This window comes from Larkinella sp. VNQ87 (genome assembly GCF_049445795.1).
In the GTDB taxonomy this organism is placed as follows: domain Bacteria; phylum Bacteroidota; class Bacteroidia; order Cytophagales; family Spirosomataceae; genus Larkinella.
Genome location: NZ_JBMSDT010000006.1, coordinates 110063 through 133384, shown reverse-complemented (window position 1 = coordinate 133384; position 23322 = coordinate 110063). Strand labels below are relative to the sequence as shown.

General features: G+C 50.8%; 26 protein-coding genes. 10 read left to right on the top strand and 16 right to left on the bottom strand.

What is annotated here, in order from left to right:
- Window positions 1-87 precede the first annotated feature (87 nt).
- Entirely contained in the window at window positions 88-861 is a 774-nt protein-coding gene (locus tag ACO2Q8_RS11845; RefSeq protein WP_423345021.1) for a glycosyltransferase family 2 protein, read from the bottom strand.
- Window positions 862-1114: 253 nt separating this feature from the next.
- On the opposite strand from ACO2Q8_RS11845, the gene ACO2Q8_RS11840 reads away from it, so the two are divergent.
- Window positions 1115-2104: a ribonucleoside-diphosphate reductase small subunit gene (locus tag ACO2Q8_RS11840; RefSeq protein WP_423345020.1), complete on the top strand. Its 990-nt coding sequence runs from the start codon at window positions 1115-1117 to the stop codon at window positions 2102-2104.
- An 86-nt stretch (window positions 2105-2190) separates the two neighbouring features.
- Here the strand turns inward: ACO2Q8_RS11840 and ACO2Q8_RS11835 are convergent, their stop codons facing one another.
- The 3 genes from ACO2Q8_RS11835 to ACO2Q8_RS11825 all read right to left on the bottom strand — a co-directional run bounded on the left by ACO2Q8_RS11835 (window position 2191) and on the right by ACO2Q8_RS11825 (window position 4651).
- Window positions 2191-2649: a regulatory protein RecX gene (locus ACO2Q8_RS11835; protein ID WP_423345019.1), complete on the bottom strand. Its 459-nt coding sequence runs from the start codon at window positions 2647-2649 to the stop codon at window positions 2191-2193.
- 124 nt (window positions 2650-2773) lie between these two features.
- Window positions 2774-3706, bottom strand: a complete 933-nt coding sequence (locus tag ACO2Q8_RS11830; protein WP_423345018.1) for an RraA family protein — start codon at window positions 3704-3706, stop codon at window positions 2774-2776.
- A 9-nt stretch (window positions 3707-3715) separates the two neighbouring features.
- Complete coding sequence (locus ACO2Q8_RS11825) at window positions 3716-4651, bottom strand: RraA family protein (protein ID WP_423345017.1); 936 nt, start codon at window positions 4649-4651, stop codon at window positions 3716-3718.
- A 306-nt stretch (window positions 4652-4957) separates the two neighbouring features.
- Here ACO2Q8_RS11825 and ACO2Q8_RS11820 point away from each other — a divergent pair, with 306 nt between their 5' ends.
- Window positions 4958-6430, top strand: a complete 1473-nt coding sequence (locus ACO2Q8_RS11820) for a mandelate racemase/muconate lactonizing enzyme family protein (protein WP_423345016.1) — start codon at window positions 4958-4960, stop codon at window positions 6428-6430.
- An 87-nt stretch (window positions 6431-6517) separates the two neighbouring features.
- Here the strand turns inward: ACO2Q8_RS11820 and ACO2Q8_RS11815 are convergent, their stop codons facing one another.
- Together ACO2Q8_RS11815 and ACO2Q8_RS11810 are read right to left on the bottom strand one after the other, a co-directional pair.
- On the bottom strand, window positions 6518-7120 hold the full coding sequence (locus ACO2Q8_RS11815) for a DUF1684 domain-containing protein (RefSeq protein WP_423345015.1): 603 nt from the start codon (window positions 7118-7120) through the stop codon (window positions 6518-6520).
- A 16-nt stretch (window positions 7121-7136) separates the two neighbouring features.
- Window positions 7137-7589, bottom strand: coding sequence for a hypothetical protein (locus tag ACO2Q8_RS11810; protein ID WP_423345014.1), 453 nt, complete (start codon window positions 7587-7589; stop codon window positions 7137-7139).
- A gap of 463 nt (window positions 7590-8052) precedes the next feature.
- Between ACO2Q8_RS11810 and ACO2Q8_RS11805 the strand changes: the two genes are divergently transcribed.
- The gene (locus ACO2Q8_RS11805; RefSeq protein ID WP_423345013.1) at window positions 8053-8607 is read left to right on the top strand and encodes a DUF4142 domain-containing protein; all 555 of its coding nucleotides are present in this window, start codon (window positions 8053-8055) and stop codon (window positions 8605-8607) included.
- A gap of 838 nt (window positions 8608-9445) precedes the next feature.
- Window positions 9446-11554, top strand: coding sequence for a peptidylprolyl isomerase (locus ACO2Q8_RS11800; RefSeq protein WP_423345012.1), 2109 nt, complete (start codon window positions 9446-9448; stop codon window positions 11552-11554).
- 162 nt (window positions 11555-11716) lie between these two features.
- On the opposite strand, the gene rdgB is transcribed toward ACO2Q8_RS11800, so the two are convergent.
- From rdgB to ACO2Q8_RS11780, 4 genes are all read right to left on the bottom strand, one after another.
- Window positions 11717-12289, bottom strand: a complete 573-nt coding sequence (gene rdgB, locus ACO2Q8_RS11795) for an RdgB/HAM1 family non-canonical purine NTP pyrophosphatase (RefSeq protein WP_423345276.1) — start codon at window positions 12287-12289, stop codon at window positions 11717-11719.
- A 63-nt stretch (window positions 12290-12352) separates the two neighbouring features.
- A complete protein-coding gene (locus ACO2Q8_RS11790; protein ID WP_423345011.1) occupies window positions 12353-13258 on the bottom strand; it encodes an FKBP-type peptidyl-prolyl cis-trans isomerase in 906 nt (301 codons plus the stop codon).
- 120 nt (window positions 13259-13378) lie between these two features.
- Window positions 13379-14287 carry an FKBP-type peptidyl-prolyl cis-trans isomerase gene (locus ACO2Q8_RS11785; protein WP_423345010.1) on the bottom strand — a complete coding sequence of 303 codons (909 nt, stop codon included), beginning with the start codon at window positions 14285-14287 and terminating at the stop codon, window positions 13379-13381.
- Between the two features lie 176 nt (window positions 14288-14463).
- Window positions 14464-15480: a DHH family phosphoesterase gene (locus tag ACO2Q8_RS11780; protein WP_423345009.1), complete on the bottom strand. Its 1017-nt coding sequence runs from the start codon at window positions 15478-15480 to the stop codon at window positions 14464-14466.
- A 110-nt stretch (window positions 15481-15590) separates the two neighbouring features.
- Between ACO2Q8_RS11780 and ACO2Q8_RS11775 the strand changes: the two genes are divergently transcribed.
- Window positions 15591-16010, top strand: a complete 420-nt coding sequence (locus ACO2Q8_RS11775; RefSeq protein WP_423345008.1) for a nucleoside-diphosphate kinase — start codon at window positions 15591-15593, stop codon at window positions 16008-16010.
- A gap of 61 nt (window positions 16011-16071) precedes the next feature.
- On the opposite strand, the gene nth is transcribed toward ACO2Q8_RS11775, so the two are convergent.
- From nth to ACO2Q8_RS11760, 3 genes are all read right to left on the bottom strand, one after another.
- Window positions 16072-16737: an endonuclease III gene (nth, locus tag ACO2Q8_RS11770; protein WP_423345007.1), complete on the bottom strand. Its 666-nt coding sequence runs from the start codon at window positions 16735-16737 to the stop codon at window positions 16072-16074.
- Between the two features lie 136 nt (window positions 16738-16873).
- A complete protein-coding gene (locus ACO2Q8_RS11765) occupies window positions 16874-17110 on the bottom strand; it encodes a hypothetical protein (protein WP_423345006.1) in 237 nt (78 codons plus the stop codon).
- A complete protein-coding gene (locus ACO2Q8_RS11760) occupies window positions 17085-17684 on the bottom strand; it encodes an RNA polymerase sigma factor (RefSeq protein WP_423345005.1) in 600 nt (199 codons plus the stop codon). Before ACO2Q8_RS11760 ends, ACO2Q8_RS11765 begins: the two co-directional genes overlap by 26 nt.
- A gap of 408 nt (window positions 17685-18092) precedes the next feature.
- Here ACO2Q8_RS11760 and ACO2Q8_RS11755 point away from each other — a divergent pair, with 408 nt between their 5' ends.
- From ACO2Q8_RS11755 to ACO2Q8_RS11745, 3 genes are read left to right on the top strand one after another with little or no spacing between them, the layout of a single operon-like run.
- The gene (locus tag ACO2Q8_RS11755) at window positions 18093-18398 is read left to right on the top strand and encodes a (2Fe-2S) ferredoxin domain-containing protein (RefSeq protein ID WP_423345004.1); all 306 of its coding nucleotides are present in this window, start codon (window positions 18093-18095) and stop codon (window positions 18396-18398) included.
- Window positions 18399-18458: 60 nt separating this feature from the next.
- A complete protein-coding gene (locus ACO2Q8_RS11750) occupies window positions 18459-19151 on the top strand; it encodes a YjjG family noncanonical pyrimidine nucleotidase (protein WP_423345003.1) in 693 nt (230 codons plus the stop codon).
- An 8-nt stretch (window positions 19152-19159) separates the two neighbouring features.
- Window positions 19160-19939, top strand: a complete 780-nt coding sequence (locus ACO2Q8_RS11745; RefSeq protein WP_423345002.1) for a 3-hydroxyacyl-CoA dehydrogenase — start codon at window positions 19160-19162, stop codon at window positions 19937-19939.
- Here the strand turns inward: ACO2Q8_RS11745 and ACO2Q8_RS11740 are convergent.
- The 3 genes from ACO2Q8_RS11740 to ACO2Q8_RS11730 form a co-directional block, all read right to left on the bottom strand.
- Window positions 19917-20633, bottom strand: a complete 717-nt coding sequence (locus ACO2Q8_RS11740) for a DUF3291 domain-containing protein (RefSeq protein WP_423345001.1) — start codon at window positions 20631-20633, stop codon at window positions 19917-19919. The genes ACO2Q8_RS11745 and ACO2Q8_RS11740 overlap by 23 nt on opposite strands.
- Window positions 20634-20882: 249 nt before the next feature.
- Window positions 20883-21404, bottom strand: a complete 522-nt coding sequence (locus ACO2Q8_RS11735; protein ID WP_423345000.1) for a hypothetical protein — start codon at window positions 21402-21404, stop codon at window positions 20883-20885.
- 157 nt (window positions 21405-21561) lie between these two features.
- A complete protein-coding gene (locus ACO2Q8_RS11730; protein WP_423344999.1) occupies window positions 21562-22191 on the bottom strand; it encodes a thioredoxin family protein in 630 nt (209 codons plus the stop codon).
- A 280-nt stretch (window positions 22192-22471) separates the two neighbouring features.
- Between ACO2Q8_RS11730 and rplU the strand changes: the two genes are divergently transcribed.
- Together rplU and rpmA are read left to right on the top strand one after the other, a co-directional pair.
- Window positions 22472-22783: a 50S ribosomal protein L21 gene (gene rplU, locus ACO2Q8_RS11725; protein WP_111626617.1), complete on the top strand. Its 312-nt coding sequence runs from the start codon at window positions 22472-22474 to the stop codon at window positions 22781-22783.
- 115 nt (window positions 22784-22898) lie between these two features.
- On the top strand, window positions 22899-23207 hold the full coding sequence (gene rpmA, locus ACO2Q8_RS11720) for a 50S ribosomal protein L27 (protein WP_423344998.1): 309 nt from the start codon (window positions 22899-22901) through the stop codon (window positions 23205-23207).
- The last annotated feature ends 115 nt before the right edge of the window (window positions 23208-23322 follow it).

The following is a 23322-nucleotide window of genomic DNA, read 5'->3' as shown; positions in this document are numbered from 1 at the left end:
GTTAACAAAGAGAAAAACCGATCGATCAGTCACCGGTCGAAGGAAAAACCGCCCAGAATAGGACTCAAAAAAACCGGTCGTTCAAGTTTATTTCCGCTGGAACTCCCGCAGCTTGGCATACTTCACCACCGGGTACATGGCCGAGAACAGCGACCAGACAAAACCGGGATAACCGTTCCGGAAATTTTGCTTGATCACGTACTCCTTCAAAAACGTCAGCGGAAGCCGGAAAACCACCTGCACGACCGAGCCGCGCTTGCCCCGGCTTTGCAGATCGCGGGCTCCGGCGGTGGTGTACCGGTTGAACTTCTCGAAGTATTCGTGCAGGCTGCCGTAACTGTCGTGCAGCATATGGTGCGTGAGCCTGCCAACCGGGGCGTTCAGCACCACGTCTTCGTGAACCCGGGCGGTGTTGTAGTTACCAAACCGCTTATCGAACAGCCGCAGGTGGGGCATTTTGTATTCGCCCCCGTACCGCATGAGTCGGCCCAGAAAAATGAGCGAAATGGGCACTTCAAACCCGCGAACGTTCAACTTCCCGGCTTCCACATCCGCCAGCCGCTGCTGGATTTCCGCGCGCAGTTCGTCGGTCACCACCTCGTCGGCATCCACCACCAGCACCCAGGGGTTACGGGCCTGACAGACGGCGTAGCCTTTCTGCGTACCAAACCCGTCGAAATCGCGGTGGAGCACCCGGCAACCAAACCGCTGGGCAATCGCCAGCGTCTGATCCGTACTGCCCGAATCGACCACGACAACCTCGTCGCACCACGTCAACGCTTTTAAAACGTCCGGCAGGATACGGGCAGAATTATACGTAATCATCACGGCACTCACCGGTGGGGAACTGGACACGCGCATTGGGGACATAAAACAATTCCAAAAATCGAGATGGCGCTACAAATGACTGTTTTTCAATGCAAAAATCAAATTTTAGCAGATTTCTAAGAACTTATTTTAGCTCAAATTCAACAACTGTTTGATAGCTATGTAGTTAATCGAGAAGCAGTTGAGCGGTCACTTTCATCCCGTAATTTTTCGGTTGCATTCCTGCCGAAAGCCGGTAACTTTGTTAATTCACTTTTTGTCAATCACACACGTTATTCGATACATCATGGCTCAAGCTGAAGCACTCGAACCCATTTTGCAGGAAGACCCGCTCCGGTTTGTTCTGTTTCCGATCCGGCACCACGACATCTGGAAAATGTACAAACAGCATGAAGCGTCGTTCTGGACCGCCGAAGAAATTGACCTTTCGCAGGACCAGCGCGACTGGGAAAACCTGAACGATGGCGAACGGCATTTTATCTCACACGTGCTGGCGTTTTTTGCCGCTTCCGACGGGATTGTTAACGAGAACCTGGCCGTCGGTTTTCTCTCGCAGGTGCAGTACGCCGAGGCCAAATGCTTTTACGGTTTCCAGATCATGATGGAAAATATCCACTCGGAAACCTATTCGTTGCTGATCGATACTTACATTAAAAACCCGACGGAGAAAGACAAAATGCTGCGGGCCATCGACACCATTCCGTGCGTGAAGCGGAAAGCCGACTGGGCCATGCGGTGGATCGAAAACGGTTCGTTTGTCGAGCGGCTGCTGGCGTTTGCGGCCGTGGAAGGCATTTTCTTCTCGGGTTCGTTCTGCTCGATTTTCTGGCTGAAAAAGCGCGGCCTGATGCCGGGGTTGTCGTTCTCGAACGAGCTGATTTCGCGCGACGAAGGGCTTCACCGCGACTTTGCCTGCCTGCTCTACACTGAGCACATCAAAAACAAGCTGCCGGAAGAAAGCGTCTACACGCTCATCCGGGACGCCGTCAGCATCGAGCAGGAATTTGTCACGGATGCGCTGCCGGTTTCGCTCATCGGGATGAACGCCGATCTGATGAACCAGTACATCGAGTTTGTGGCCGACCACCTGCTGGTGTCGCTTGGGTTGAACAAAATCTACAATTCGACGAACCCCTTCGACTTCATGGACATGATTTCGCTGCAAGGCAAAACGAACTTCTTCGAGAAGCGCGTCGGCGAATACCAGAAAGCGGGCGTGATGGGCTCCACGAAAGAAAAAGAAGAACAAAAAATCACATTCGACGCTGATTTTTAAGCGATTCCCTTGTCAAATGCTAACTAAAAGCCCGGCGGTTTTCGTCGGGCTTTTAGTTTTGGTAGCAAGAAAAACCGTATTTGCTCTTACTCCTCCGCGCCCAACACCGACCAGATCAAGTCGCTTTCGTAGCCTTTGCCGATAGCGTACCGAATGAGCTTCTGCTTTAGAACCAGCGGATTTTCTTCCTTCAAAGTCCGTCTTTTCTTTTCCAGCAAATCAATCAGCGTCTGGCGGTAGTCGTCCGTTTCGATTTCCTTCATGGCCTGGTCGAGGTTGTAACCAGTGATGCCGCGCTGTTTCAGGTGTTGCTTGATCTTCTGTTTTCCCCAGCGTTTGACCCGGAACTTGCTGCCCGCAAAGGTTTTGGCAAACCGCTCCTCGTTCAGGTAATTGTTTTCGATCAGCCAGGCGATGATTTCCTCGGCTTCGTCGCCGTACACGTCCCATTCGTTCAGCCGCTCACGCACTTCCCGCTGCGTCCGTTCCTGATAGGCACAAAACGAAGCCGCCCGGCGGAGAATTTCTTTGGTTTGGTCGGTCATGGGGCAGAGGGCAAGGGGCAGAGGGGTAAGGGCAGAGGGCTTGGTGTGGTAAGTATTGGTGGTAGGGCAAAAGAGCTTCTTTGAACCATTACCCTCTGCCCCATGCCCTTACCCCTATGCCATTTCACCACGTTCGTTTGCTCATTACTTTGTCCAGTTCCGCGCGGGTCATGGTGCCGAGTTCGGGGTGCTGGCCGAGCCATATCAGAAACTCGGTTTTGATGTCATCGGTCCACTGGCTGTCGATCTGGCCGGTCGTGTAGCGGTTGGACTTCACCATTTCAAAGCCAAACTGATCCTTGCGGGTCACAAATTCGCAGGTCGTGACGACCTGCTCGGCCATGTGCGCCGGAACAAACAGAACGCCTTCCCGCTGCGCAATCACCAAATCGCCGGGCAGCACCATCGTGTTGCCCATCCGAATCGGGCTGTTCAGGCCCATCAGCACCATTTCTTCCAGAAACGACGGGTGAAAATCCCGCACGAAGGCGTTGAAACCCTTGATGTTCTGCAACTCCTGCAAATCGCGAGCGGCTCCGTTGAAGACCACGCCGTTGCCGGTTTTGCTGAAAATGGCGTTGCCCAGCGTGGCCCCGACGAGTGTGCCGCCCCCGATTTTCCCGAAACCGTCGGCCACGTAGACATCGCCTTTCGTAAGGGTTTCGATCGGCCAGGTGTTCGTGTTGCCTTTGCGGCCCTGCTTGCTGATGCCCCGGTCTTTGATGTTTTTCTCCACATCGGGGCGGCTGGGCATGAACATGGCCGTTACGGCCCGCCCGGCAATCACCACGTCGTCGTGGATGTATTTCCAGCCGCCTTCAAACTGGTTCAGATAGCCTTCATTTTTCAAGACCGTCCAGGCGTCGTCGATCCCGATTTTTTTGGCCCGCTCGATGAGATTGTCCGGGATTTTAGGCCGTCCGTCAGGGAAGCGTTCACCTTTCCATTCGGAGGTCAGAAAAATCAGTTCCTCTTTCGGGATGGTTTGCGAAAAAGCTGAACCGGTAACCAGAACAAGGGCAAGAAGCGACAGGAAAAAAGTAACGCTAAATTTCATAGTGGTTGATTAATGGCCGTCTTTGGCTAAATACGCTTCAATGTCTTTTTGCGTAATGGCTAATTTTTTCGGGTACTTGCCCACCCAGGCGCGGAATTCGTCCTTGATCTTGGCCGACCAGTCGCCGTGAATCTCGCCCGAGGGGTATTTGCTTTGTTGCAATAAATAACGTTCAAATTCGTCGCGCAGGGCCGTCATTTCCGAAGCCGCCACCAGCCCCTCGACCAAATGGGCCGGAATAAACACTACGCCGTATTCATTGGCAAACACCACATCGCCCGGAAAAACCGTCACATCACCAATCCGGATCGGCGCGTTGATGGAGGTGGGCGTCATGTCCTTGATGTACGACGGATCGTGGCCTTTCACCCAGGCGTTGAAGCCTTTGGTATCTTTCAGTTCCTGCATGTCGCGGATCGATCCGTAGAAAATCACGCCCTTGCCGGTTTTTCCATAGATCGCATTGCCCAGGCTGGAGCCAATCAGCGTGCCGTCTTTGATTTTTCCGTAGCCGTCGGCCACGTACACATCGCCTTTCGTCAGGATGTCGATAGGCCAGATGTTGATCCCGCCTTTCTGCGAACGGCCTTCCTCCTTGCCTTTCCGCCGAACCAGGCTGTCGAGATCGGGGCGAGTGGGCATAAACTGTGCCGTCACGACACGGCCGGTCATGGTTTCGCCCGGTTTCAGGATAACCCAGTTTTTCTCGACCTGGTTGCGGTACCCTTTGTTGCCCAGGTAGCCCCAAATTTGCTCCAGGGTACAGTTTTGCAGACGTTCCAGCACCAGATCCGGTACTTTCGGGCGTCCGTCCGGGAAACGTTCACCTTTCCAGTTGCGGGTCAGTTCGGTGACGTATTCGGGCGACGACCCAATTCGCTGGGCCTGAGCGTCAAGACCTGCTGCGAGAGCAATGGTCAGGGCGAGTAAAGTTTTCTTGATCATGGTTTTTGTTTAGGAATAGAAAATGGCAAGGCAAACTGACAATTTTTTTACGAAGGCAAGCAGCGGATTGAACCAACGCTTTTCTCTCTTCGATAAAGGCCAAAAATAAATCGATTTCCTTAAAAGACCGAGGAACCGACAAAATACTGACTTTAGCCTGTTTTGGAAAAAAATAGGACTTTTGAAGCAGGAAAGTAAGCTTTTTCATTATTTTTCCCAATAAATTTGAACGATAACTCCGTAGATACCTATGCCATACCGGGTTATCACTTTCATGAAATAGTATTTCCTAAATCCAGTTAACCCATGAAAAAAGTTCAACACTTATTGGAGTGGCTGAAAAAGCATCCGGCCCCTTCATCTCTCTCCTCCCTGCCCGCAGCTTCGCCTTCCGGTGTCGACCGGCGCAACTTTCTGCGGAACTCAACACTGGGCGGGTTGTCGCTCGGTCTGCTATTCGATGGAAAGCACGAGCAGGAGATGGAATTTATTACTCAGAAAGTAAAGCGTGACTCAAAACCGTCTGAACTGAAAATCACGGATTTGCGCGTGGCGGTTTTGCAGGGCGTTCCGTTTTCGAGTCCCATTATCCGCATCGATACCAACCAGGGGTTAGTGGGCTGGGGCGAGGTCCGCGACGGTGCCAGCCCGAATTACGCGCTGATGCTGAAAAGTCGTCTGCTCGGCAAGAATCCGTGCAGTGTCGAGAAGATTTTTAAAGAAATTCGGCAGTTTGCCGGACATAGCCGGGCCGCCGGGGGTGTCTGTGGCGTTGAAATGGCCCTTTGGGACTTAGCCGGGAAAGCCTACAACGTACCCGCTTATCAGTTGCTGGGAGGCAAATACCGGGATCACGTCCGGCTGTATGCCGATACCCCCGAAGGCAAGGACTATACCGACTTTGCCAAAAACATGGAGCAACGTCGGAAACAGGGCTACACCTGGTTAAAGATGGACTTCGGTATCCAGATGCTGGTGGGCGAACCCGGTACGCTGGTGGGTGCCAACGGCTGGAATGTCCGGAACCAGTGGAGTGATAACGGGGCGCAGAAGTTAGGGAATTACGCCATGACCAAACACCCCTTTACCCGGATTCAGGTGACTTCGAAAGGGATTGACAAACTGGCGCAACACGTCAGCAAGGTCCGCGAAATTGTGGGCTACGATACGCCCCTGTGCGCCGACCACTTCGGACACTTCGACGTTAATACCGCCATTCAGATCGGCAAAGCCATGGACCCATTCCGGCTGGCGTGGCTGGAGGATCTGGTCCCCTGGTTTTACCACGACCAATGGAAACAGATTTCGGATGCCATCGACACGCCGACGCTGACCGGTGAAGACATTTTTGGGAAAACGGAGTTCATCAAACTCATTGATTCCAAGGCCGTTGACATGATCCACCCGGATCTGGCGTCATCGGGCGGTTTGCTCGAAACCAAGAAAATCGGCGATTATGCCGAAGAAAAAGGCATTCCGATGGCGATGCACTTTGCCGGATCGCCGATCTGCATGATGGCGAACGTCCACTGCGCGGCTGCTACCGAAAACTTCGTCGCTCTCGAACACCACGGCGTCGATGTAGAAGGCTGGGAGGACCTCATCACCGGCATGAAACCGATTGTCGAGAACGGATTCGTGAAAGTGCCCGAAAAACCGGGTCTGGGCGTGGAACTAAACGAAGAGGTTGCCAAGAAATTCCTCAAAAAAGGCGCGACCTGGTTTGCTCCCACCGACGCCTGGAACACCCGCGACTCCGCCGACCGCGAATGGAGCTAACAAGAGTTAAGAGTTGGCTCCGCCGTCTTTTGTAAAGTGGCGGAGCCAACTCTTAACTCTTAACTCATCACTCTTAATTTTTAACTCTTAACCGCGCGGGCGGCCCCGTCTTAACTCATAATTCTTTTCCCCGGCCGGAATGCGGACAGCCAGGTGGTTTTCTCTCGGCGGAATGGGGCAGGCATACCCGTCACTGTAGGCGCAGTACGGATTATAGGCCTTGTTAAAATCGAGTATGAGTTTCCCTTCTTTGATATCGCCCAGGCGCAAATCCATGTAGCGTCCTCCGCCGTAGGTTTCCCGGCCGTTGGTCAGGTCTTTAAAAGGGAGAAATAAATAGTCGCGGTATTGGGGTAAGCGGGCCAGTTGCAGGCTGCGGTAGATGGATAGCTGAATCGATTTGCCGTTTAGTTGAAAGGCCAGCACTGCGTATTGAACATACATCTTTTTCTGACCGTCGTAGGTGGGCAACTCGAAAGGTTGGGCGTCGGGCGTGCGCAGCACAGTGGCTTCAACCCGATACGTAGAGTCCGGTTCAAAAAAACGCAGGTATTGGAGGTCTTTTTTTTTGAGCGGGCTTTTCGCTGATTTCAGAAATTCCGCCTTGTATTCTTCCCGATGAACGGCAATTTCCCGGGTAAATTGAGATTGAGAATAGCCGGAAAGGCTTATCAATAAAACGAGCAACATTCCGGCTATTCGAAGTTTATTCATCCGATTCATCCGACCCACCTGTCCGGGGAGTTTGCTGATCCGAGACCAGTTCATACCCCCAAACTCCATCGCCGAAATCAAACGGTTTAATGGTGAATGTGTACTCCTGGTCCTGAAAATTGAGACCTATTTTCTGGAATACCCCTTTCAGTGGAATGGAATAACCACGACCAGTTTTAGCCAGCTCAAATGCTTCAGAATCACCGGCTTCCGTCGGCATCAAATACAAGGCTTTTACACCTTTCCGGCGGTTTACCGTCCCTACTTTATAATGCGGTTTTGACGGATCAATGCTTAGCCCTTCCATTAATTTTTGAGGAAATGCCAACCGTCCTGTCTTGGTTACCGATGTAGTGAATGTTGTCTCTTTCGGTGCCACTTTGGGCGCTTCATCCGAATTATCCACTGGTGAGAAAAAACGGATTTTGTTCGGTTTTATTTTCATTGGGTACGTTAAAAGATTGTTCGTGCACAAAGGTATATAATTCTGTATATAATTTGCGTAAGAGGATTTAAAATACTGCAATAAAAATCGTCCTTTTTAGGAGTAGATGGGCAATAGGATGAGTCGAATCCAGAGTATTATAGATGTTGGGCTAAATGGAATGTAGCCCGATGATCCGCTTTATTTTCTATTTATCTTCAGTAGTTAGTTCCTCTCTAGTTTTTATCCGGTCATATTTTTACCATTATCAAAAAAGGAAAAACCGGAAAATAATTCTGCAATCAGGGCATATAAAGCAATTAAAGAAAGGTCTTCCTGTTTATATACCTAATATGGTATGTAAAGATTGCCGGATTAGCAGAAGCTTGAAAAACCTTCAAAGCTGGTTTTCAGTTATGTAAAATAAGTCCTATGAATTGGATAACAACAATACCATTTAAGGTATCAACAAAACTCAACGACTATGAAAAAAGTTAGCGCAATTCTGCTGCTGCTCCTGAGTGCTTGGACCTTCCAATCATGTAATAGCAACAGTAACAAAGACAGTGCCGAACAGGCTGAGGAAGTGAATGAGGCAAAGAACAAGCCAGAAGATGACTCCGAATTTGCCGTGAAAGCGGCCAGTGGCGGCATGATGGAAGTAGAATTGGGCAAATTGGCTGCCCAAAAAGCCCAAAGCCCGCAGGTGAAAGATTTCGCTGCGATGATGGTTACCGAACATTCGAAGGCGAATGAGGAATTAAAGGCATTGACAGCCACTAAAAATATCACCATTCCGGCTACTTTGAGCGAAGATCACCAGAAACATGTGGATGATCTAAGCAAGCTTTCGGGCGCTGAGTTCGATAAGGAATATGTCAAATTAATGGTCGATGATCATAAAGAAGACATTGATTTATTCAAGGAAGCATCTTTTGGTGCCAAGGATGCGGATGTAAAAGCGTTTGCCGGTAAAACGCTGCCTACACTTCAGAAACATTACGACGCAGCAAAAGCTATTCAGGACGGCATGAAGTAATCTGTTTGTGCTTTTTCAACACCGGGAAGATTACTACATCGCAATCTTCCCGGTGTTGAAAAAGTATATTTTTTCAGGCTGGAAAGGCCCTCATTTCTAATAGGTTGAAAAGAAAATTTATTCTTAGTCTCTGCCCTTTAATTTGTTTGCTCGTTGGGGTAAAATCCGCTTCACAGCCTTCGTGATTCGCCTGGCTTGACCAGGGCATTCCTTTTTTCTTACCCGCCCTAGTTATCCATTATATATAAAATCTTATCAAAAATGAATCTGGTTTTATAAGAAATAGTCATCATTTTGAATTAATACGATAAGATTCGAGGTAGCTTACTTAAATACCATTTCGGCTGCGTTATTTAACTCTGTTCTCTTGTCTTCTTTTTGTTCACACTCACTATTCTTTTTCAAACCCGCTCTACTCCCCTACAAATCAGTACGTTAATAGATTACTTCTTCGTCTCACCATTCATTTGGTCTGGCCAAAACCGGTCAGATTGCATTGCAAATCATAAAGCAATAGGCTGTTGTTGTCGGCTTAACTGCATTGAAATAATGCGGACTTTCTCCAGAACTTCTCCTCGCCTATACCATCTCATTTCCTGGCAACTATCTGCGACTCGAGTACCTCTATCCCTTTTTTATGCAATTTAAGCAGGTGGTTTCCTTTGTTGAACGGCTGCCTTTTATATCTGAGGCCCTGCATTTTTTCGGAACTACCGGAGAAGCCGGTTTCTAAAGGTTCTCGCTCACTGACTTTTCCAGCCGGTTTGGCCCGGCTTTTGTCTTGTGTTTCTGTCAGAAAAAGTGTTATTTTGCGGTTCTAATTTTTGTGTAACTAACAATGGCTTTAATTAACAAGATCAGGGAAAAATCGGGCCTAGCGGTAGGTATTATTGCTGTCAGTTTGATTTTATTTATCGTAGGAGGGGATTTGCTCGGTTCGAGGAGCCTGTTTGGCGGCCAGGATCAGACAGTAGGTGAAATTGCCGGCCAAACCATTTCTTACCAGGAGTTTAACGCGAAAGTTGATGAAGCCCGGGCGGCCTATGAACAACAAACCGGACGCCCCGCGAGCGAGCAGGACCAGGTTCAACTCCGTGATCAGGCCTGGAACCAGTTCATTTTAGACATTGCCTACCAGAAAGAATACGAAGCCCTGGGGCTGGCGGTCACGTCGGACGAGTTGGTCGACATGGTGCAGGGAAATTACATCAGCCCAGCTATCCGGCAAACGTTTACAGACCCTAAAACCGGCGCGTTCGACAAGAATACGGTTATCAATTACCTCAAAAGCCTTAAAACCTTACCGGCCGAACAACAGCAAGCGTGGGCCAACTTTGAGAGGAATCTGAGCGCCGACCGCATGCGGACGAAATACGAAAACCTGCTCCGGTTGTCGTCGTTTGTCACTACCGCCGAAGCACAGAAAGAATACCAGGCGCAAAATACTCGTGCCGATGCCAAATTCCTGCTGGTTCCGTACTACTCCGTACCGGATACAACCGTTAAAGTAACTGACAGCCAGTTGCAGGACTACCTCGACAAGCACAAGGACGAATACAAAAGTTTCAATAGCCGCACTATCCAATATGTCACCTTCCCGGTGGCACCTTCGAAAGAAGACAGCACGGCGCTGTACGAGCAGATTAAGAACCTGGCGCGCGGTCTGGCCAGCGCAACCAACGACTCCTCCTACGCCCGGATGAATTCCGACGTGCAAGCCCCCTTGTACATGACGCTCGGTGAAATGCCCGAACAATTGCGGGCTACGGTCGGCACATTTGCACCCGGTGGCGTTTACGGGCCATATAAGGAAGGAAATACGTATTTTATTTACAAATACGGCGGGGTGAAGAAAGACACGAACTTTACGGTTCGGGCCAGCCACATCCTGATTCGGGCCGCTGGTGGAGACTCGGCCAAAGCCGCAGCCCGTACCCGTGCCGAAGGTATTCTGAAGCAGATCCAGGGCGGAGCAAGCTTTGAAGTTATGGCTCAAACCAACAGCGCCGATGGCTCGGCTCAGCAGGGCGGTGACCTGGGTTATTTTAAAAATAACAACCAGATGGTGAAGCCGTTCCAGGATGCGGTATTCGGTTTCAATGGGACAGGTTTGATTCCCCGCCTGGTCGAAACCGAATACGGTTTTCACATCATCAAAATAACCGAGCCGAAAACGAATACGCTGTACCGGATTTCGACGATCGGGAAAACCATCACCCCGAGCCAGGCCACCCGTGATGAGGTATACCGGAAAGCTGAGCAATTTGCGACGGAAAGCAAAACGAAAGCCGAGTTTGACGAAAATGCCAAGAAAGACAAGACGCTGGTTGTCGCCACGGCCGAACGCATTCCGGAAAATGCCACCAGCGTGAACGCCCTCGGCAGTGCCCGTGAACTGGTTCGCTGGGCCTTCAACGAGGATACGGACCTCAATGATGTATCCTCGGCCATTGAAGTGGATGACCAGTACGTAGTAGCGGTTTTGACCGGTGAAACCTCGGAAGACGAGGTTTCGATTGAAAACTTCCGGCCGGAACTGACAACGAAAGTACGCAACCAACTGAAAGCCGAGCAGATCATCGCGAAGCTGGGCAACGCATCGGGAACGCTCGAATCCATTGCGCAGAAATACGGTGCCGGTGCCCTGGTTGAAACCGTGTCGGACCTCAATCTGGCGAACGGTTTTCTGAAAACCGCTGGTGTCGACCCGGTAGCGGTGGGTAAAATCTTTGGACTGAAACCGGGCAAACGCTCGAAACCGTTTGCGGGTGATGCCGGTGTGTTAATTGTGGAAGCGGCCAAGGTAACCCCGGCTCCTCCCGTTGCAGACTATGCGATTTACAAAAATCAGTTGCAGCAAAACGCCAGCAGCCGAACCGGCTTTATGATTAATGAAGCCATTCGCGAAAACGCCAATATCAAAGACCGTCGGGCGAAGTTTTATTGATCACCCGATCCGATTGAATTCAAAAAGGCTCGCTGTCGGCGAGCCTTTTTGCTTGTGAGGGCGACAGCGTTGCCCTACGGCCCACTCGCCCCGGCTCAGGCCCCGGATTCAATCCGGGGTTATCCATGGGGCAGCCCTGCGGGCTTGGGGACTGCTAAGACGTTACTTCTTCAGGAAGGCGATCAGTTTTTCGAAGGCTTTTCGGCGGTGGCTGATGGCTCCTTTTTCGTCCAGGCTCATTTCGGCAAAGGTCCGGTCGTAGCCATCGGGCTGGAAAACCGGGTCGTAGCCAAAACCACCGGTGCCGCGTGGCTCGGTTAAAATAACGCCTTCAGCAACGCCTTCAAAGGCGTGGTATTGCCCATCGAGCACCAGCGTGATTACGGTCCGAAAGCGGGCTTTGCGGTCGGTTTTACCTTCCAGATTCGTCAATAGCAGGTTTACGTTTCGTTCGTAGCTGCGCGGGTGGCCGCCGTAATAGGCCGAATGAACACCGGGTGCGCCATCCAGCGCATCGACTTCCAGGCCCGAATCGTCGGCAAAACAATTGACGCGGAAATGCTCCCAGACGTACTGGGCTTTCTGGCGCGAGTTGCCGGCAATGGTATCCTGTGTTTCCGGAATTTCCTCGAAACAGCCGATCTCCTGCAAAGTTTTCAGGTCGAACTGATCGCCCAGCATCGCCGAGATTTCGGCCAGTTTGTTGGCATTGTTTGTCGCAAAACAAAGTGTCATCATAAAGGCTAAAAAAATAGGCTGCCTCGGTAAAGGCAGCCTAAAGTAATGAGAAAATCAACGTTATTTGGCACTTACAACCTCCATTTCAAACATCAGGGGCGAATAGGGCGGAATAGTATACACACCGGTGGTTTGGTTGCGGCTTCCCGTCGGGCCATATCCGATGGATGAAGGCAACACAATGGTCGCTTTTTCACCCACCCGCATTTTCACCAAGGCTTCATCCCAGGCGGCAATTCCCTGACTCGTTCCAACACTCCAATCCAGCCCCGTACTATTCATATCAAACTGATTACCGTTCAGCAACCGGCCGGTGTATTTCACTTTGGCGGTTTGCCCCGTTTTCACCTGCGCCGAATCCGGATAGGCTTTTGTCAGCAAAAACCGCAAACCGGAGGTTGTCTTCTCGGCAGCCGTCAGTTTATTCGCCACCAGATAATCCTGAATCTGCTCGTCTTCGGTCCGGACGCTCACCACCTCAATATCGTACCGAACGGGCGTAAAAGCCGGGAGCAGCAGGTTTCCGCTCTTGTTGTCGGTAATGTCGAAAGGGGCCAGTACGATGGCTTTCTCGCCTTCTTTCAGCAGTTGCAGACTGTTGTAAAGCCGGGCAGTAATCGCCTGGGGAGCGCCAATAGTCGCCACGCTCGGTTTCTGGGCTGCGATTTCGGAGCTATCCACGATCACGTCATCCAGCCGTTTCTGCACAAAGTAATACTTGACCTCATCGCCCTCGGTCGGAGCCTGCCCGGTCGGGACGGCTTTGGTTTTGATGATATACAAGCCGGTCGTAGGGTCTTTCTCCGCCGTCAGGTTATTCTGGCGAAGGTATGCTTCAATTTCGGCTTCGTTTTCGCGTCGTTTCCGGTCGTTCAGCGCTTCGCCCGGATCGGGTTGACAACCCAGTTGCGCCACAACAAGCCCAATCAGCGAAACGGCGAGGCTCCATTTCGGCCAATTTTTCATTCCTTTCATGTTGATAGATAAATCGGTTATTCGTACTGCTCAGGTCCGGGGACCTGTTTGTAAACAACGAACCCGATACCAGATTCTGTATCGGGTTCATCGACAGATTTTCATTTTTCCTTATCGCCCACCCTGCGGCATCTGGGGAGGAGTTGGGGCAGCGCCTTTTTTCACGTCGACCAGCTCTACATCAAACATAATCACGGAGTTAGGCGGAATGGCCCCCGGAGCACCTTCCGAACCATAAGCCAGCCCCGACGGAATGATCAGAATTCCTTTGCTGCCCTTCCGCAACTGCCGGATGCCTTCATCCCAACCCGGAATGACTGCGCCCTGGCCCAGCGGAAATTCAATACCAGCCTGTGACCTTGGGTCTTTATCCGAGCTATCAAACACCTTGCCGTTCATTAGCTTACCGGTATACTTCACCTTCACCACATCGCCGGATGCCGGTTGCGGCCCAGCGCCGGGTTGTGTGATAACATAGTACAGACCAGATGCGGTTTTTTGCCCGGCCAGCTTATTTTTCGCGACATAATCGGCGATGGTTTTATCATCCACACCTTTCTGTTTTTCCCGCAGTGACACCTGAGCCTTCTGGAAATCTTCCATCGACTGCACATCGATCATTTTGATCGTGTAGGCGATCTCGGAGCCTTTCGGAATAAACGGCGGCAGTTGCTGACCCGACCGGGCAGCAATCGAATCCGCGTTGACGTAGATCGTGGCGCTGTCGCCTTTGCTCAACAGGGCCAGTCCTTCTTCCAGACTTCCTTTAAACGTCGATGCCTGCAAAGGTTGTTTCACCGGCCCGCCATTGATGTAGCTGCTGCCCAGCACCGAATCTTTACTGTTTTTAACGGTTATGTTAAAGGTCATCACATCGCCGACTTTCGCCTTCCGGGAGTCCTCGACATCTTCGTGAAACTTGTACTTCAAGCCGTTTTCGGTCACCTGCACCCGGTTGTTGTCGCAGGACGCCAGTACTGCGACCAGCAAAGAGAGTGAACTAATGGATTTGAGATTCATGAAAGTAATGTTTGTAGTTCGTCCGTTTTGGTTTCAATCTGTGGTCAACTACCCACCACAAACCGTTTTGAGTAATGGTATTCGGTTTACGGTTTTCAGTATCCGGTTTCCCGTCTTCGTTATTCGCTATTCAATATTCGTTATTAATCACGGACAACCGAAAACCGTATACACTTTCAAACCACTTCCAGCAATTGCCCCTGGTACGCGGGCAACACATTCAGCAGTTTTTCTTCTGTCTTTTTTAGCCCCAGCGTGGTGCGTCCGCCAGCGGCATTTTTGTGGCCTCCGCCGTTGAAATGCTGACTGGCCAGATCGCGCACCGAAAAATCACCCACCGAACGGAACGACATTTTTACTTCATCACCCCGATCGATCAGAATGGCTGCCATCACAACGCCTTCTACGGCCAGCGCCTGGTTGACCAGACCCTCGGTATCGCCCATCTTCGACCGAAACCGCTTCAGTTCGGCGTCGGTGATGGTGATGTAAGCAAACCGGTATTCGGGCAACACCACCAGCTTTTCAGATAACGCATAGCCCGTAAACCGCATTTTATCCAGCGAGATATTGTCGTAAATCCGCCGGTGAATCGGACTAACTTCAATGCCAATATCGATCAGCTCGGCTACGACCCGGTGTACAGCCCCCGTCGTGCTGGCGTGCCGAAACGACCCGGTGTCGGTCATGATTCCGGCGTACAGACACTCGGCCATCGGTATGTCGATCAGCGATTGATCGCCCAATTGGGCGATCAATTGAAAAATCAACTGTGCCGTAGCGGCAGCGGTTGTATCCCAATAAACAAAATCCGCGAATGCTTCAGGTTCCAGGTGATGATCGATCATTACCTTCTTCGCCCTCGACTGCCGCACCAGGGGCTCCAAATCCCGAATGCGGTTCAGAACCGAGAAATCCAGGCAAAAAATAACGTCGGCCTGCTCGAACAACTTCGTAATCTCGACCCGTTTCTTTTCGTCGAACACCAGTACCTCATCGTTGCCGCTCAACCAGTTGAGGTTTTCGGGATAATCCGTCGGAGCTACCACCGTAACGCGATGGTTGCGCTTTTTAAGGTAACCTGCCAATCCCAGCGACGACCCCATCGCATCGGCGTCGGGGTTCAGGTGGGTAGTTATCAGCACCGTCTGGGGCTTTTCAATCAGGTCACGGATGGCGTCGAAGTCGTGCATTCTAAGAATTATTCCCGGAAAAACGGGCCCTGTCAATTCGCAAAATTACAAAGAATTGTTGGCTAATCTTTATACCTTTGAAGCCAAATAATATTTTGTTTAACTTCCTCATGACGACCAACCGTACGTTCACGATGATCAAGCCCGACGCTGTTGCCGAGGGTCATTCCGGGGCAATCATTAAAATGATTGAAGAAGCCGGGTTTCGGATTGTAGCCATCAAAAAAGTCCTTCTGACCAAAGAACGCGCCGGACAGTTTTACGCGGTTCACCGCGAGCGGCCGTTTTATGATGGCTTAACCAGCTATATGTCGTCCAGTCCCATTATTCCGATGATTCTGGAGAAAGATAACGCCGTGGCCGACTTCCGCAAGCTCATCGGGGCTACGAACCCGGCGCAGGCCGAGGAAGGTACCATCCGGAAACTATTCGCCAAATCGGTGGAGTCGAATGCCATTCATGGTTCGGATTCCGACGAAAATGCTAAAATCGAGGGCGATTTCTTCTTCGCGGGGATTGAACAGTTCTGAACCTGGATTACGCGGATTCAAGGATTAAACAGGATGTAAAAGATTGCGGTAGCCATCCCAGTTAATCCTTGAATCCGTGTAATCCAGGTTCAAGACGCTGATAGTATTTACAAAAATGCGTCAGGGCGCATTCGTTGCATTTCGGAGCGCGGGCGACACACACATACCGGCCGTGTAAGATGAGCCAATGGTGCGCTTTCGGAACGTATTCTTTCGGAATGTACGGCATCAGCGCCTTCTCGACGGCCAGGGGCGTCGTGGCGGTTTTCGGGACCAGCCCCAGCCGATGCGACACCCGGAAAACGTGCGTATCGACGGCCATCGTCGGCTGGTTAAAAATCAGGGAGGTAATGACATGGGCGGTTTTTCGGCCGACGCCTGGCATCTTCTGCAAATCGTCTACCCGCGCCGGGACTTCCGAGCCAAATTCCTCCGTCAAAACCTTCGCCATCCCGACCAGGTGTTTCGCTTTGTTGTTCGGATACGAGACACTGCGAATATAGCTGAACACCTCCTCGACCGACGCGGCCGCCAGCGATTCGGGTTCTGGAAACCGCGCGAACAGAGCAGGCGTCACCTGGTTGATGCGCTTGTCGGTGCATTGGGCCGACAGGATCACGGCCACCAGCAACTCGTACGGATTGCTGTAATTCAGTTCGGTTTTCGGCTCCGGGAAGTGGGTAATGAAGTACTCAAGAAACAGGCGAAAGCGTTCTTTCTTTTGCATATGAACTAAACTTTCTCCGATAAACTCTGATATTTTCTGATCAACCCTGTGTAATAGCTTTCTAAACGTTACACAGGGTTAATCAGAGAACATCAGAGTTTATCGGAGAAAACGAAAAACCCGTCGAGCCGGTCAGTCAGGCGGACGGGTTTGGCGTATAATTCTTCGAGAAATTCAGGATGTTCTGGATGCTGGCATTGGAAGGAGTACGTTCGATTTTATTCATCAAACACTTGATTTCCAGCGTATCCAGATAGAAACTCATCAGCTCCGGTTCGGCCATTAAGGCATCTTCAATCAGAAGATTTTCCTCGGCGGAGGTTTCTTCGTAAACATAACGAATTACGTCATCGTTGGTAAAGATTTGTATCATAATATGGGGAACGTTTGCTTAGTTGCTTCCGCAAATTAATTAAAGCATAACGCATCCTCCCCAATGCCGTATTGATACTGACTCCGGTTGCATCGGCAATTTCCTGGAAACTCATTTCCTCGTAATGCCGCATAATCAGAACCTGACGTTGCTGCTCGGGCAGCCGTTGAATCAGCTCACGCAGATGTTCGTGTGTTTCCTGCCGAATCTGCACCGACTCAATCGAATCCTCGGCAAACTCCAGCGTATTGAAAACATTACTCCCATCCTCAAACACTACATTGGGGTAGCGTTTTTCCTTTCTAAAAAAATCAATAGCCAGGTTGTGAGCGATCCGAATAATCCAGGGCAGAAATTTACCCTCTTCGTTGTACTTGCCTGATTTCAATGTTTCGACCGCCTTAATAAAGGTGTCCTGCATGAGATCCTCGGCAACGTACTGGTCTTTAACTATCAGATAAATTGTAGTATAAACTTTCGATTTGTGGCGCTGTACCAACTTCTCGAACGCTTTTTCACTACCTCGGATGTACAGGGATATCAGCTCACTGTCGCTAACCTGCAATTTGTCCATTTTCAGTAATCAGTTAGGTAACGTAGAGCTTTGTATCGATAGTGTGTCAGCGTTGGGATTTTTAGTGAAAGACCGGTTTGTTTGTCTCAAAGTAAAATATTTTCATGATACTTTGCAATAGCCGGAAAAATAATTTTCATAAAATTGGGTCAAAATGCAACACTTTATTGTGCAAATCGCAAAAAAAAGTTCTTTTCTTACCCAAACCACATTTGTAGACTTATTCAAGGAACTAATTATCTTTTTTCGACCCCTTCCCTGGATAGACCCAATATGTCACCGAAAGGTTCAAAGTGCCTGAAATTATTTTGGAAAAAATTCAGGCTAGCACTCCTGAGAATTTTAACTCACCTTTGTAGACAAAAAGTATATACGAAATTCGCCAAACCGGCGATTGCCTGAACGACTATGAAATTCAAGAAACACGTTTTCATTTGCACCAACCAGAAACCCGCTCCTAAAAAAAGTTGCGGAGAAGCCCACGGCCTGGCCCTCGTCGATGCTTTTAAGGATGCGCTGAAACAACGCGGTTTGCAAATCGAAATCCGCGCCCAGAAAGCCGGTTGCCTCGATACCTGCGCCCTGGGGCCTTCGGTCGTGGTATATCCGGAAGGCATCAACTACGGCAATGTACAGCTTTCAGACGTCGAAGAAATTGTGGAAAGCCATCTGGTTAACGACCAGCCGGTAGAGCGTTTGGTGTTGCCGTTTTAACTTGCTTCCCTTCATGGCTGAAAACCACGCTTGCCGCCGTGAGGGGCAGCCTCCTTTACTATGTATAAGCATCTTTTTTTCGATCTCGATCATACGCTCTGGGATTTCGACCGAAATTCGATGGAATCGATCTGCGAACTCTACGAACGGTTTCGGCTGGTGGAGTTAGGCATCGAGTCGGCGGAGGTGTTCAACCACCACTTCATCACCATCAACCGGCAATTGTGGTCCGATTATGACAACAACCGATTGAGCCACAGCGACATTCGGTATAAGCGGTTTCGGATGGTGATGGAAGCCATCGGCGTGCTCGACCACTCGGTTTGTGATGAAATGAACGAAGCCTATTTGCAGTTGCTGCCCCGCAAATCGCACCTGATGGAATCGGCGGTGGAGGTACTCGACTATCTGAAAGATCGGTACGTCCTGCATATTATTACGAACGGTTTCGACGAAATTCAGGCGCTGAAAATGGCGAGTTCGGGTCTGACGGATTATTTTCACCACGTCATCACGAACAACAAAGCCGAAGCGAAAAAACCGGACCCGCGTATTTTTGAATTTGCGCTGAACGTATCGGGTGCTTCGGTGCAGGGAAGCCTGATGATTGGCGACAATTACGACGCCGATGTGCGCGGGGCGCAGAACGCCGGGATGGACGTCGTTTATTATAACGTCGCTAATCTGCCGATCGACGGACCGGCACCCACCTACGAAATCCGCCATTTGAAAGAGTTGATCGCGATTCTTTAAAAACCGCCATGCAGTTTACCAACACGACAGCCCTCATCACCGGGGGAGCGTCCGGACTGGGCGAAGCGACCACCCGGCTTTTCCACGCGCAAGGTGCCAACGTAGTCATTCTGGACCTCAACGAAGCCAAAGGCGAAGCCCTCGCGGCCGATCTCCGGGATCGCGCCCGGTTTATCCGGACCGATGTTACCAGCGAAGCGGACGTACAGGCCGCCGTTGATCTGGCGGTTCAGGAGTTCGGAAGTTTACAGATTGCCGTCAACTGCGCCGGAATTGGTGAAGCGCGCAAAACCATCGGCAAAGTAGGCGATAGCTATGGGCCACATTCCCTGGCGGTTTTTGAGAAAGTGATCAAAATTAACCTGATCGGGACATTTAATGTGATTCGGCTGGCGGCTTTTGCGATGGAGAAAAATACACCCAATGCCGAAGGTGAACGGGGCGTCATCATCAATACCGCATCCGTTGCAGCTTACGACGGCCAGATCGGGCAGGTAGCTTACGCGGCTTCGAAAGGCGGTATTGCCAGCCTGACACTGCCCGTCGCCCGTGATCTGGCCCGAACCGGCATCCGGGTCATGACCATCGCGCCCGGTTTGTTCGAAACACCGCTGTTGCTGGGTCTACCCGAAGAAGCCCGGCTTTCGCTCGGTCAGCAGGTGCCCTTTCCTTCACGACTGGGCCACCCGCAGGAATATGCCCTCCTCGCCAAAGCCATTGTGGAAAACCCGATGCTGAACGGCGAAGTCATCCGGCTGGATGGCGCTATACGGATGGCACCGAAGTAGAATCGGGCAGCTCCAGCACCAGCGGTTTACCGAAAAAGGTACCTTCACTACCCACAACCGCAAACCGGGCAAACAGCTCTTCCGAGTACCAGCGCCGTTCCCGGGTCAGTCGAACAACCTCTTTATGACCGCTTTGCCGGTAGGCAAACTGGTCAATAATTTTCTCGTTTTTCCAGACACTGACCGTACATTGTTGCACGAGCGGTTTCTCGCCGACGCCCAGGGCCAGCAATAGCTCGTCGGCATGGGCGTTCAGGCGTTGCCGGGCCTGCGGGATGTGTCGCCAGAAATCCGGCAAAGCCGCCGTACGGATAGTCGCGCGGGTGAGTACGGCCACGGGCAGGCCGTTTGAGCGAGCTCCGGCCGAAGGGCCAAATGGGTTTTGCCCATCCCACGACCCGTGCGACCGTAGCGGAGCGAGGTACAGCGAACCGGTTTCGCTGGCCCCCTGGCAGACCTGCCGCCACCGGTCGGATGCAAAGAATTGCCGGGCGGCCTGTTCGTCGGTCCAGACGCCCAGAAATGCGTAAGCTGACAGATCCGGGACCAGGCCGAAGTTTCGTCCGCAACCCATCATTTTTTGAAACTGCAATCCCTGGGCCCGGAAAGGCTGCATCATCCAACGGCCCATGTTGGCAAAGGCCCGGTACCAACCCCGGAGCGGATAGCGTAATAACGTAAATGTAACCAGCACAATGCAAAGAAAGGGAACTGTTAAGTAGATCGTTCTACCTGAATGACTATAATTCCGTCTACTTGTTCAGGATACCGGTCACTTTTGTCCATTAATTTTTTAAAAATAAAAAAATACAGCCGCGCAGCAGACTCTTTCCCCAAGAAGGAGTGTTCAATCCCGCCAACACTTTGTGTACGTTTTTCTACACAACAAAGCCGCCCCGATCAAGGAAGTCGGAGCGGCTTTGCCACATTACCTAACTGAAAACTAATTGTCTTTTCCGTCGTTGTCCAGTTTTTCACCGGCCTTGTCGAACGCATCTCCGATACTTCTACCTGCCTGTTTGAAGCCTTTCTTTACGTCTTTCCAGGCGGCTGCCGTAGCATTCTGAGCGTCTTCCAGGTCTTCACCCAATTCTTTGCGTTCCTGCTCCAGGTCGGCCAGTTTTTCCTGGGTTTTCGCTTTCGCTTCAGCCCCTTCCTGCTTCATATCGGCCTTTAATTTATCAATACGGGCATCCAGCTCACGCTGTTCTTCTTTGATATCCGCCACTACTTTATCGCGTTCTTCGCGAAAATCAGCCGCAGCTTCCTCGCCTTTCGCTTCTATTTTATCACCGGCCGCTTCCGCATCAGCCTCTACAGCTTCGCCGGTATTTTCCATGGCATCTTCGGTGCGGGACTCATTCTTTCCATCATTTTGACACGCCGTCAGTGAAAGCGAAGCCACCACCAGCGCGGCTCCGGCCAGCATCCGGAGTTGTTTGACCGTCATCATTATCTTTTTCATAATAATTACTGTTTGATTGGTTCGTGAAAAGGCCCTTGACAAATCCGGTGCCAAAAAGGAGTTAAGAGTTATGAATTAAGAGTTAAGAGTTGGCTCCGCCGTTTCCTGTAAAGTGGCGGAGCCAACTCTTAACTCTTAATTCATAACTCTTAACTCCTTACATGTTTTTCCACTTGATGCCGCAGCCGATGGCTTTGGTGGTGGTCGTGACGACGGGGCGGCCCGTCAGGAGGTTGTTGACGGCTTCTTCGACAAACCGGCGCTTGACGCCCCCGGCATTTTGCGGACTATCGTCGATGGCTCCGGTGTATTCGACCGTAAAGCGGTCCCCAGCCTGTTTCAGCACGAATACTTCGGGCGTCCGGGTGGCACCGAACGACCGGGCTACCCGCTGGGCATCGTCCAGCAGATACGGAAACGAAAAGTTTTTTTCCTGCGCCCGAAGCTTCATGTTCTCGAACGAGTCTTCGGAATAAGCCGACGGATCGTTCGGCTGAACGGCAATCAGTGGAAAACCCTGAGGAGCATATTTCCGGTCGAGCGCCACCATTCGCTCTTCGTACGCTTTTGAAAAGGGGCAATGGTTCGTCGTAAAGACCAGAATTACTCCTTTACCCCCTTTATAATCAGACAGCGAAACCATCCGGCCGTCTACATTTTTCAGGGTAAAATTCTGAACCACGTCGCCGATGGCGTATACCTTTTTCTCGTCGGAACGGAACGCCGGGGCCACCATCACGACTGTGACGAGCATTAAAATAACCCAACCACTCATTCCTGTTTTCATAAGTTGTTCTGTATCAAGACAAAATTCCCCTTTCCGTAGGATTTTGCAACACCGGCTCCCCTCAACACGTACCGGTAGGTCAATAGCGGTTTTTGGAGCCTACGGGCCAACAAACCACTTTTCTGGAAACTTACACAAAAGTCATGCTAACTCCCAAAAAGCCAGTACGTTTCCACTTAATTTAACATTTCGGACGAATAGAACGTTCGGGTTTCTTTTTTCTAATAAAACACCTATATTTGCACCTCATTTCTGAGAAACAACATTTTCTGTATCAATCATGTACGCAATCGTAGAGATCGCAGGGCAGCAATTTAAAGTTGAGAAGGGCCGTTACGTCTACACCCACCGGTTGGAAGGCGACACGGACGCTGCACTTGTGTTCGACAAGGTTCTGCTTGTCGACAATGACGGTACTATTTCGGTGGGCGCCCCGACCGTCGCAGGCGCTCAGGTTTCCGGTAAAATTCTGGAACACCTGAAAGGCGAAAAAGTGATCGTCTTTAAAAAGAAACGTCGGAAAGGCTACAAGAAGAAAAACGGCCACCGTCAGTACCTGACCAAAGTATTAATCGAAGACATTACAGTATAAAATCGTTTACGGTTTATAGTTTACGGTTTTCGGTTAGTTGACACGCGCTATTGACGGATGCATCGCTAACCATAAACTGTAAACCATAAACCGTAAACCGTAAACTTTCTAAAAAATGGCACACAAGAAAGGTGTAGGTAGTTCCAAGAACGGCCGTGACTCGATCAGCAAACGCCTGGGTGTTAAACTGTTCGGTGGTCAGTCGGCCATTGCCGGTAACATCATCGTTCGTCAGCGCGGTACCCAGCATCACCCGGACAAAAACGTTGGCATCGGCAAAGATCATACGCTGTTCGCGCTCGTGGATGGGTATGTCCACTTCCGGAAAGGCAAAGGCGGTCGCTCGTTCGTAAGCGTCCTTCCGGCCAGCGCTCCGGTTGAAGCCGCTCCGGCCGAAACGGCTCCGGTAGCCGTTGCCGAATAAGGCGTTCGGTTGCTAAATGCATTGATCATGAGACCTGTCTGGCCCGGCCAGGCAGGTTTTTTTGTGTCGGTAAACTAATCTTTTCCGGGTACTGTTTCTTCATTACGATTCAGCA

Excerpts from the sequence above, each read along its gene's own strand:
- ACO2Q8_RS11845 (WP_423345021.1), bottom strand. The coding sequence starts at position 861 with ATGCGCGTGTCCAGTTCCCCACCGGTGAGTGCCGTGATGATTACGTAT.
- ACO2Q8_RS11840 (WP_423345020.1), top strand. The coding sequence starts at position 1,115 with ATGGCTCAAGCTGAAGCACTCGAACCCATTTTGCAGGAAGACCCGCTC.
- ACO2Q8_RS11835 (WP_423345019.1), bottom strand. The coding sequence starts at position 2,649 with ATGACCGACCAAACCAAAGAAATTCTCCGCCGGGCGGCTTCGTTTTGT.
- ACO2Q8_RS11830 (WP_423345018.1), bottom strand. The coding sequence starts at position 3,706 with ATGAAATTTAGCGTTACTTTTTTCCTGTCGCTTCTTGCCCTTGTTCTG.
- ACO2Q8_RS11825 (WP_423345017.1), bottom strand. The coding sequence starts at position 4,651 with ATGATCAAGAAAACTTTACTCGCCCTGACCATTGCTCTCGCAGCAGGT.
- ACO2Q8_RS11820 (WP_423345016.1), top strand. The coding sequence starts at position 4,958 with ATGAAAAAAGTTCAACACTTATTGGAGTGGCTGAAAAAGCATCCGGCC.
- ACO2Q8_RS11815 (WP_423345015.1), bottom strand. The coding sequence starts at position 7,120 with ATGTTGCTCGTTTTATTGATAAGCCTTTCCGGCTATTCTCAATCTCAA.
- ACO2Q8_RS11810 (WP_423345014.1), bottom strand. The coding sequence starts at position 7,589 with ATGAAAATAAAACCGAACAAAATCCGTTTTTTCTCACCAGTGGATAAT.
- ACO2Q8_RS11805 (WP_423345013.1), top strand. The coding sequence starts at position 8,053 with ATGAAAAAAGTTAGCGCAATTCTGCTGCTGCTCCTGAGTGCTTGGACC.
- ACO2Q8_RS11800 (WP_423345012.1), top strand. The coding sequence starts at position 9,446 with ATGGCTTTAATTAACAAGATCAGGGAAAAATCGGGCCTAGCGGTAGGT.
- rdgB (WP_423345276.1), bottom strand. The coding sequence starts at position 12,289 with ATGACACTTTGTTTTGCGACAAACAATGCCAACAAACTGGCCGAAATC.
- ACO2Q8_RS11790 (WP_423345011.1), bottom strand. The coding sequence starts at position 13,258 with ATGAAAAATTGGCCGAAATGGAGCCTCGCCGTTTCGCTGATTGGGCTT.
- ACO2Q8_RS11785 (WP_423345010.1), bottom strand. The coding sequence starts at position 14,287 with ATGAATCTCAAATCCATTAGTTCACTCTCTTTGCTGGTCGCAGTACTG.
- ACO2Q8_RS11780 (WP_423345009.1), bottom strand. The coding sequence starts at position 15,480 with ATGCACGACTTCGACGCCATCCGTGACCTGATTGAAAAGCCCCAGACG.
- ACO2Q8_RS11775 (WP_423345008.1), top strand. The coding sequence starts at position 15,591 with ATGACGACCAACCGTACGTTCACGATGATCAAGCCCGACGCTGTTGCC.
- nth (WP_423345007.1), bottom strand. The coding sequence starts at position 16,737 with ATGCAAAAGAAAGAACGCTTTCGCCTGTTTCTTGAGTACTTCATTACC.
- ACO2Q8_RS11765 (WP_423345006.1), bottom strand. The coding sequence starts at position 17,110 with ATGATACAAATCTTTACCAACGATGACGTAATTCGTTATGTTTACGAA.
- ACO2Q8_RS11760 (WP_423345005.1), bottom strand. The coding sequence starts at position 17,684 with ATGGACAAATTGCAGGTTAGCGACAGTGAGCTGATATCCCTGTACATC.
- ACO2Q8_RS11755 (WP_423345004.1), top strand. The coding sequence starts at position 18,093 with ATGAAATTCAAGAAACACGTTTTCATTTGCACCAACCAGAAACCCGCT.
- ACO2Q8_RS11750 (WP_423345003.1), top strand. The coding sequence starts at position 18,459 with ATGTATAAGCATCTTTTTTTCGATCTCGATCATACGCTCTGGGATTTC.
- ACO2Q8_RS11745 (WP_423345002.1), top strand. The coding sequence starts at position 19,160 with ATGCAGTTTACCAACACGACAGCCCTCATCACCGGGGGAGCGTCCGGA.
- ACO2Q8_RS11735 (WP_423345000.1), bottom strand. The coding sequence starts at position 21,404 with ATGAAAAAGATAATGATGACGGTCAAACAACTCCGGATGCTGGCCGGA.
- ACO2Q8_RS11730 (WP_423344999.1), bottom strand. The coding sequence starts at position 22,191 with ATGAAAACAGGAATGAGTGGTTGGGTTATTTTAATGCTCGTCACAGTC.
- rplU (WP_111626617.1), top strand. The coding sequence starts at position 22,472 with ATGTACGCAATCGTAGAGATCGCAGGGCAGCAATTTAAAGTTGAGAAG.
- rpmA (WP_423344998.1), top strand. The coding sequence starts at position 22,899 with ATGGCACACAAGAAAGGTGTAGGTAGTTCCAAGAACGGCCGTGACTCG.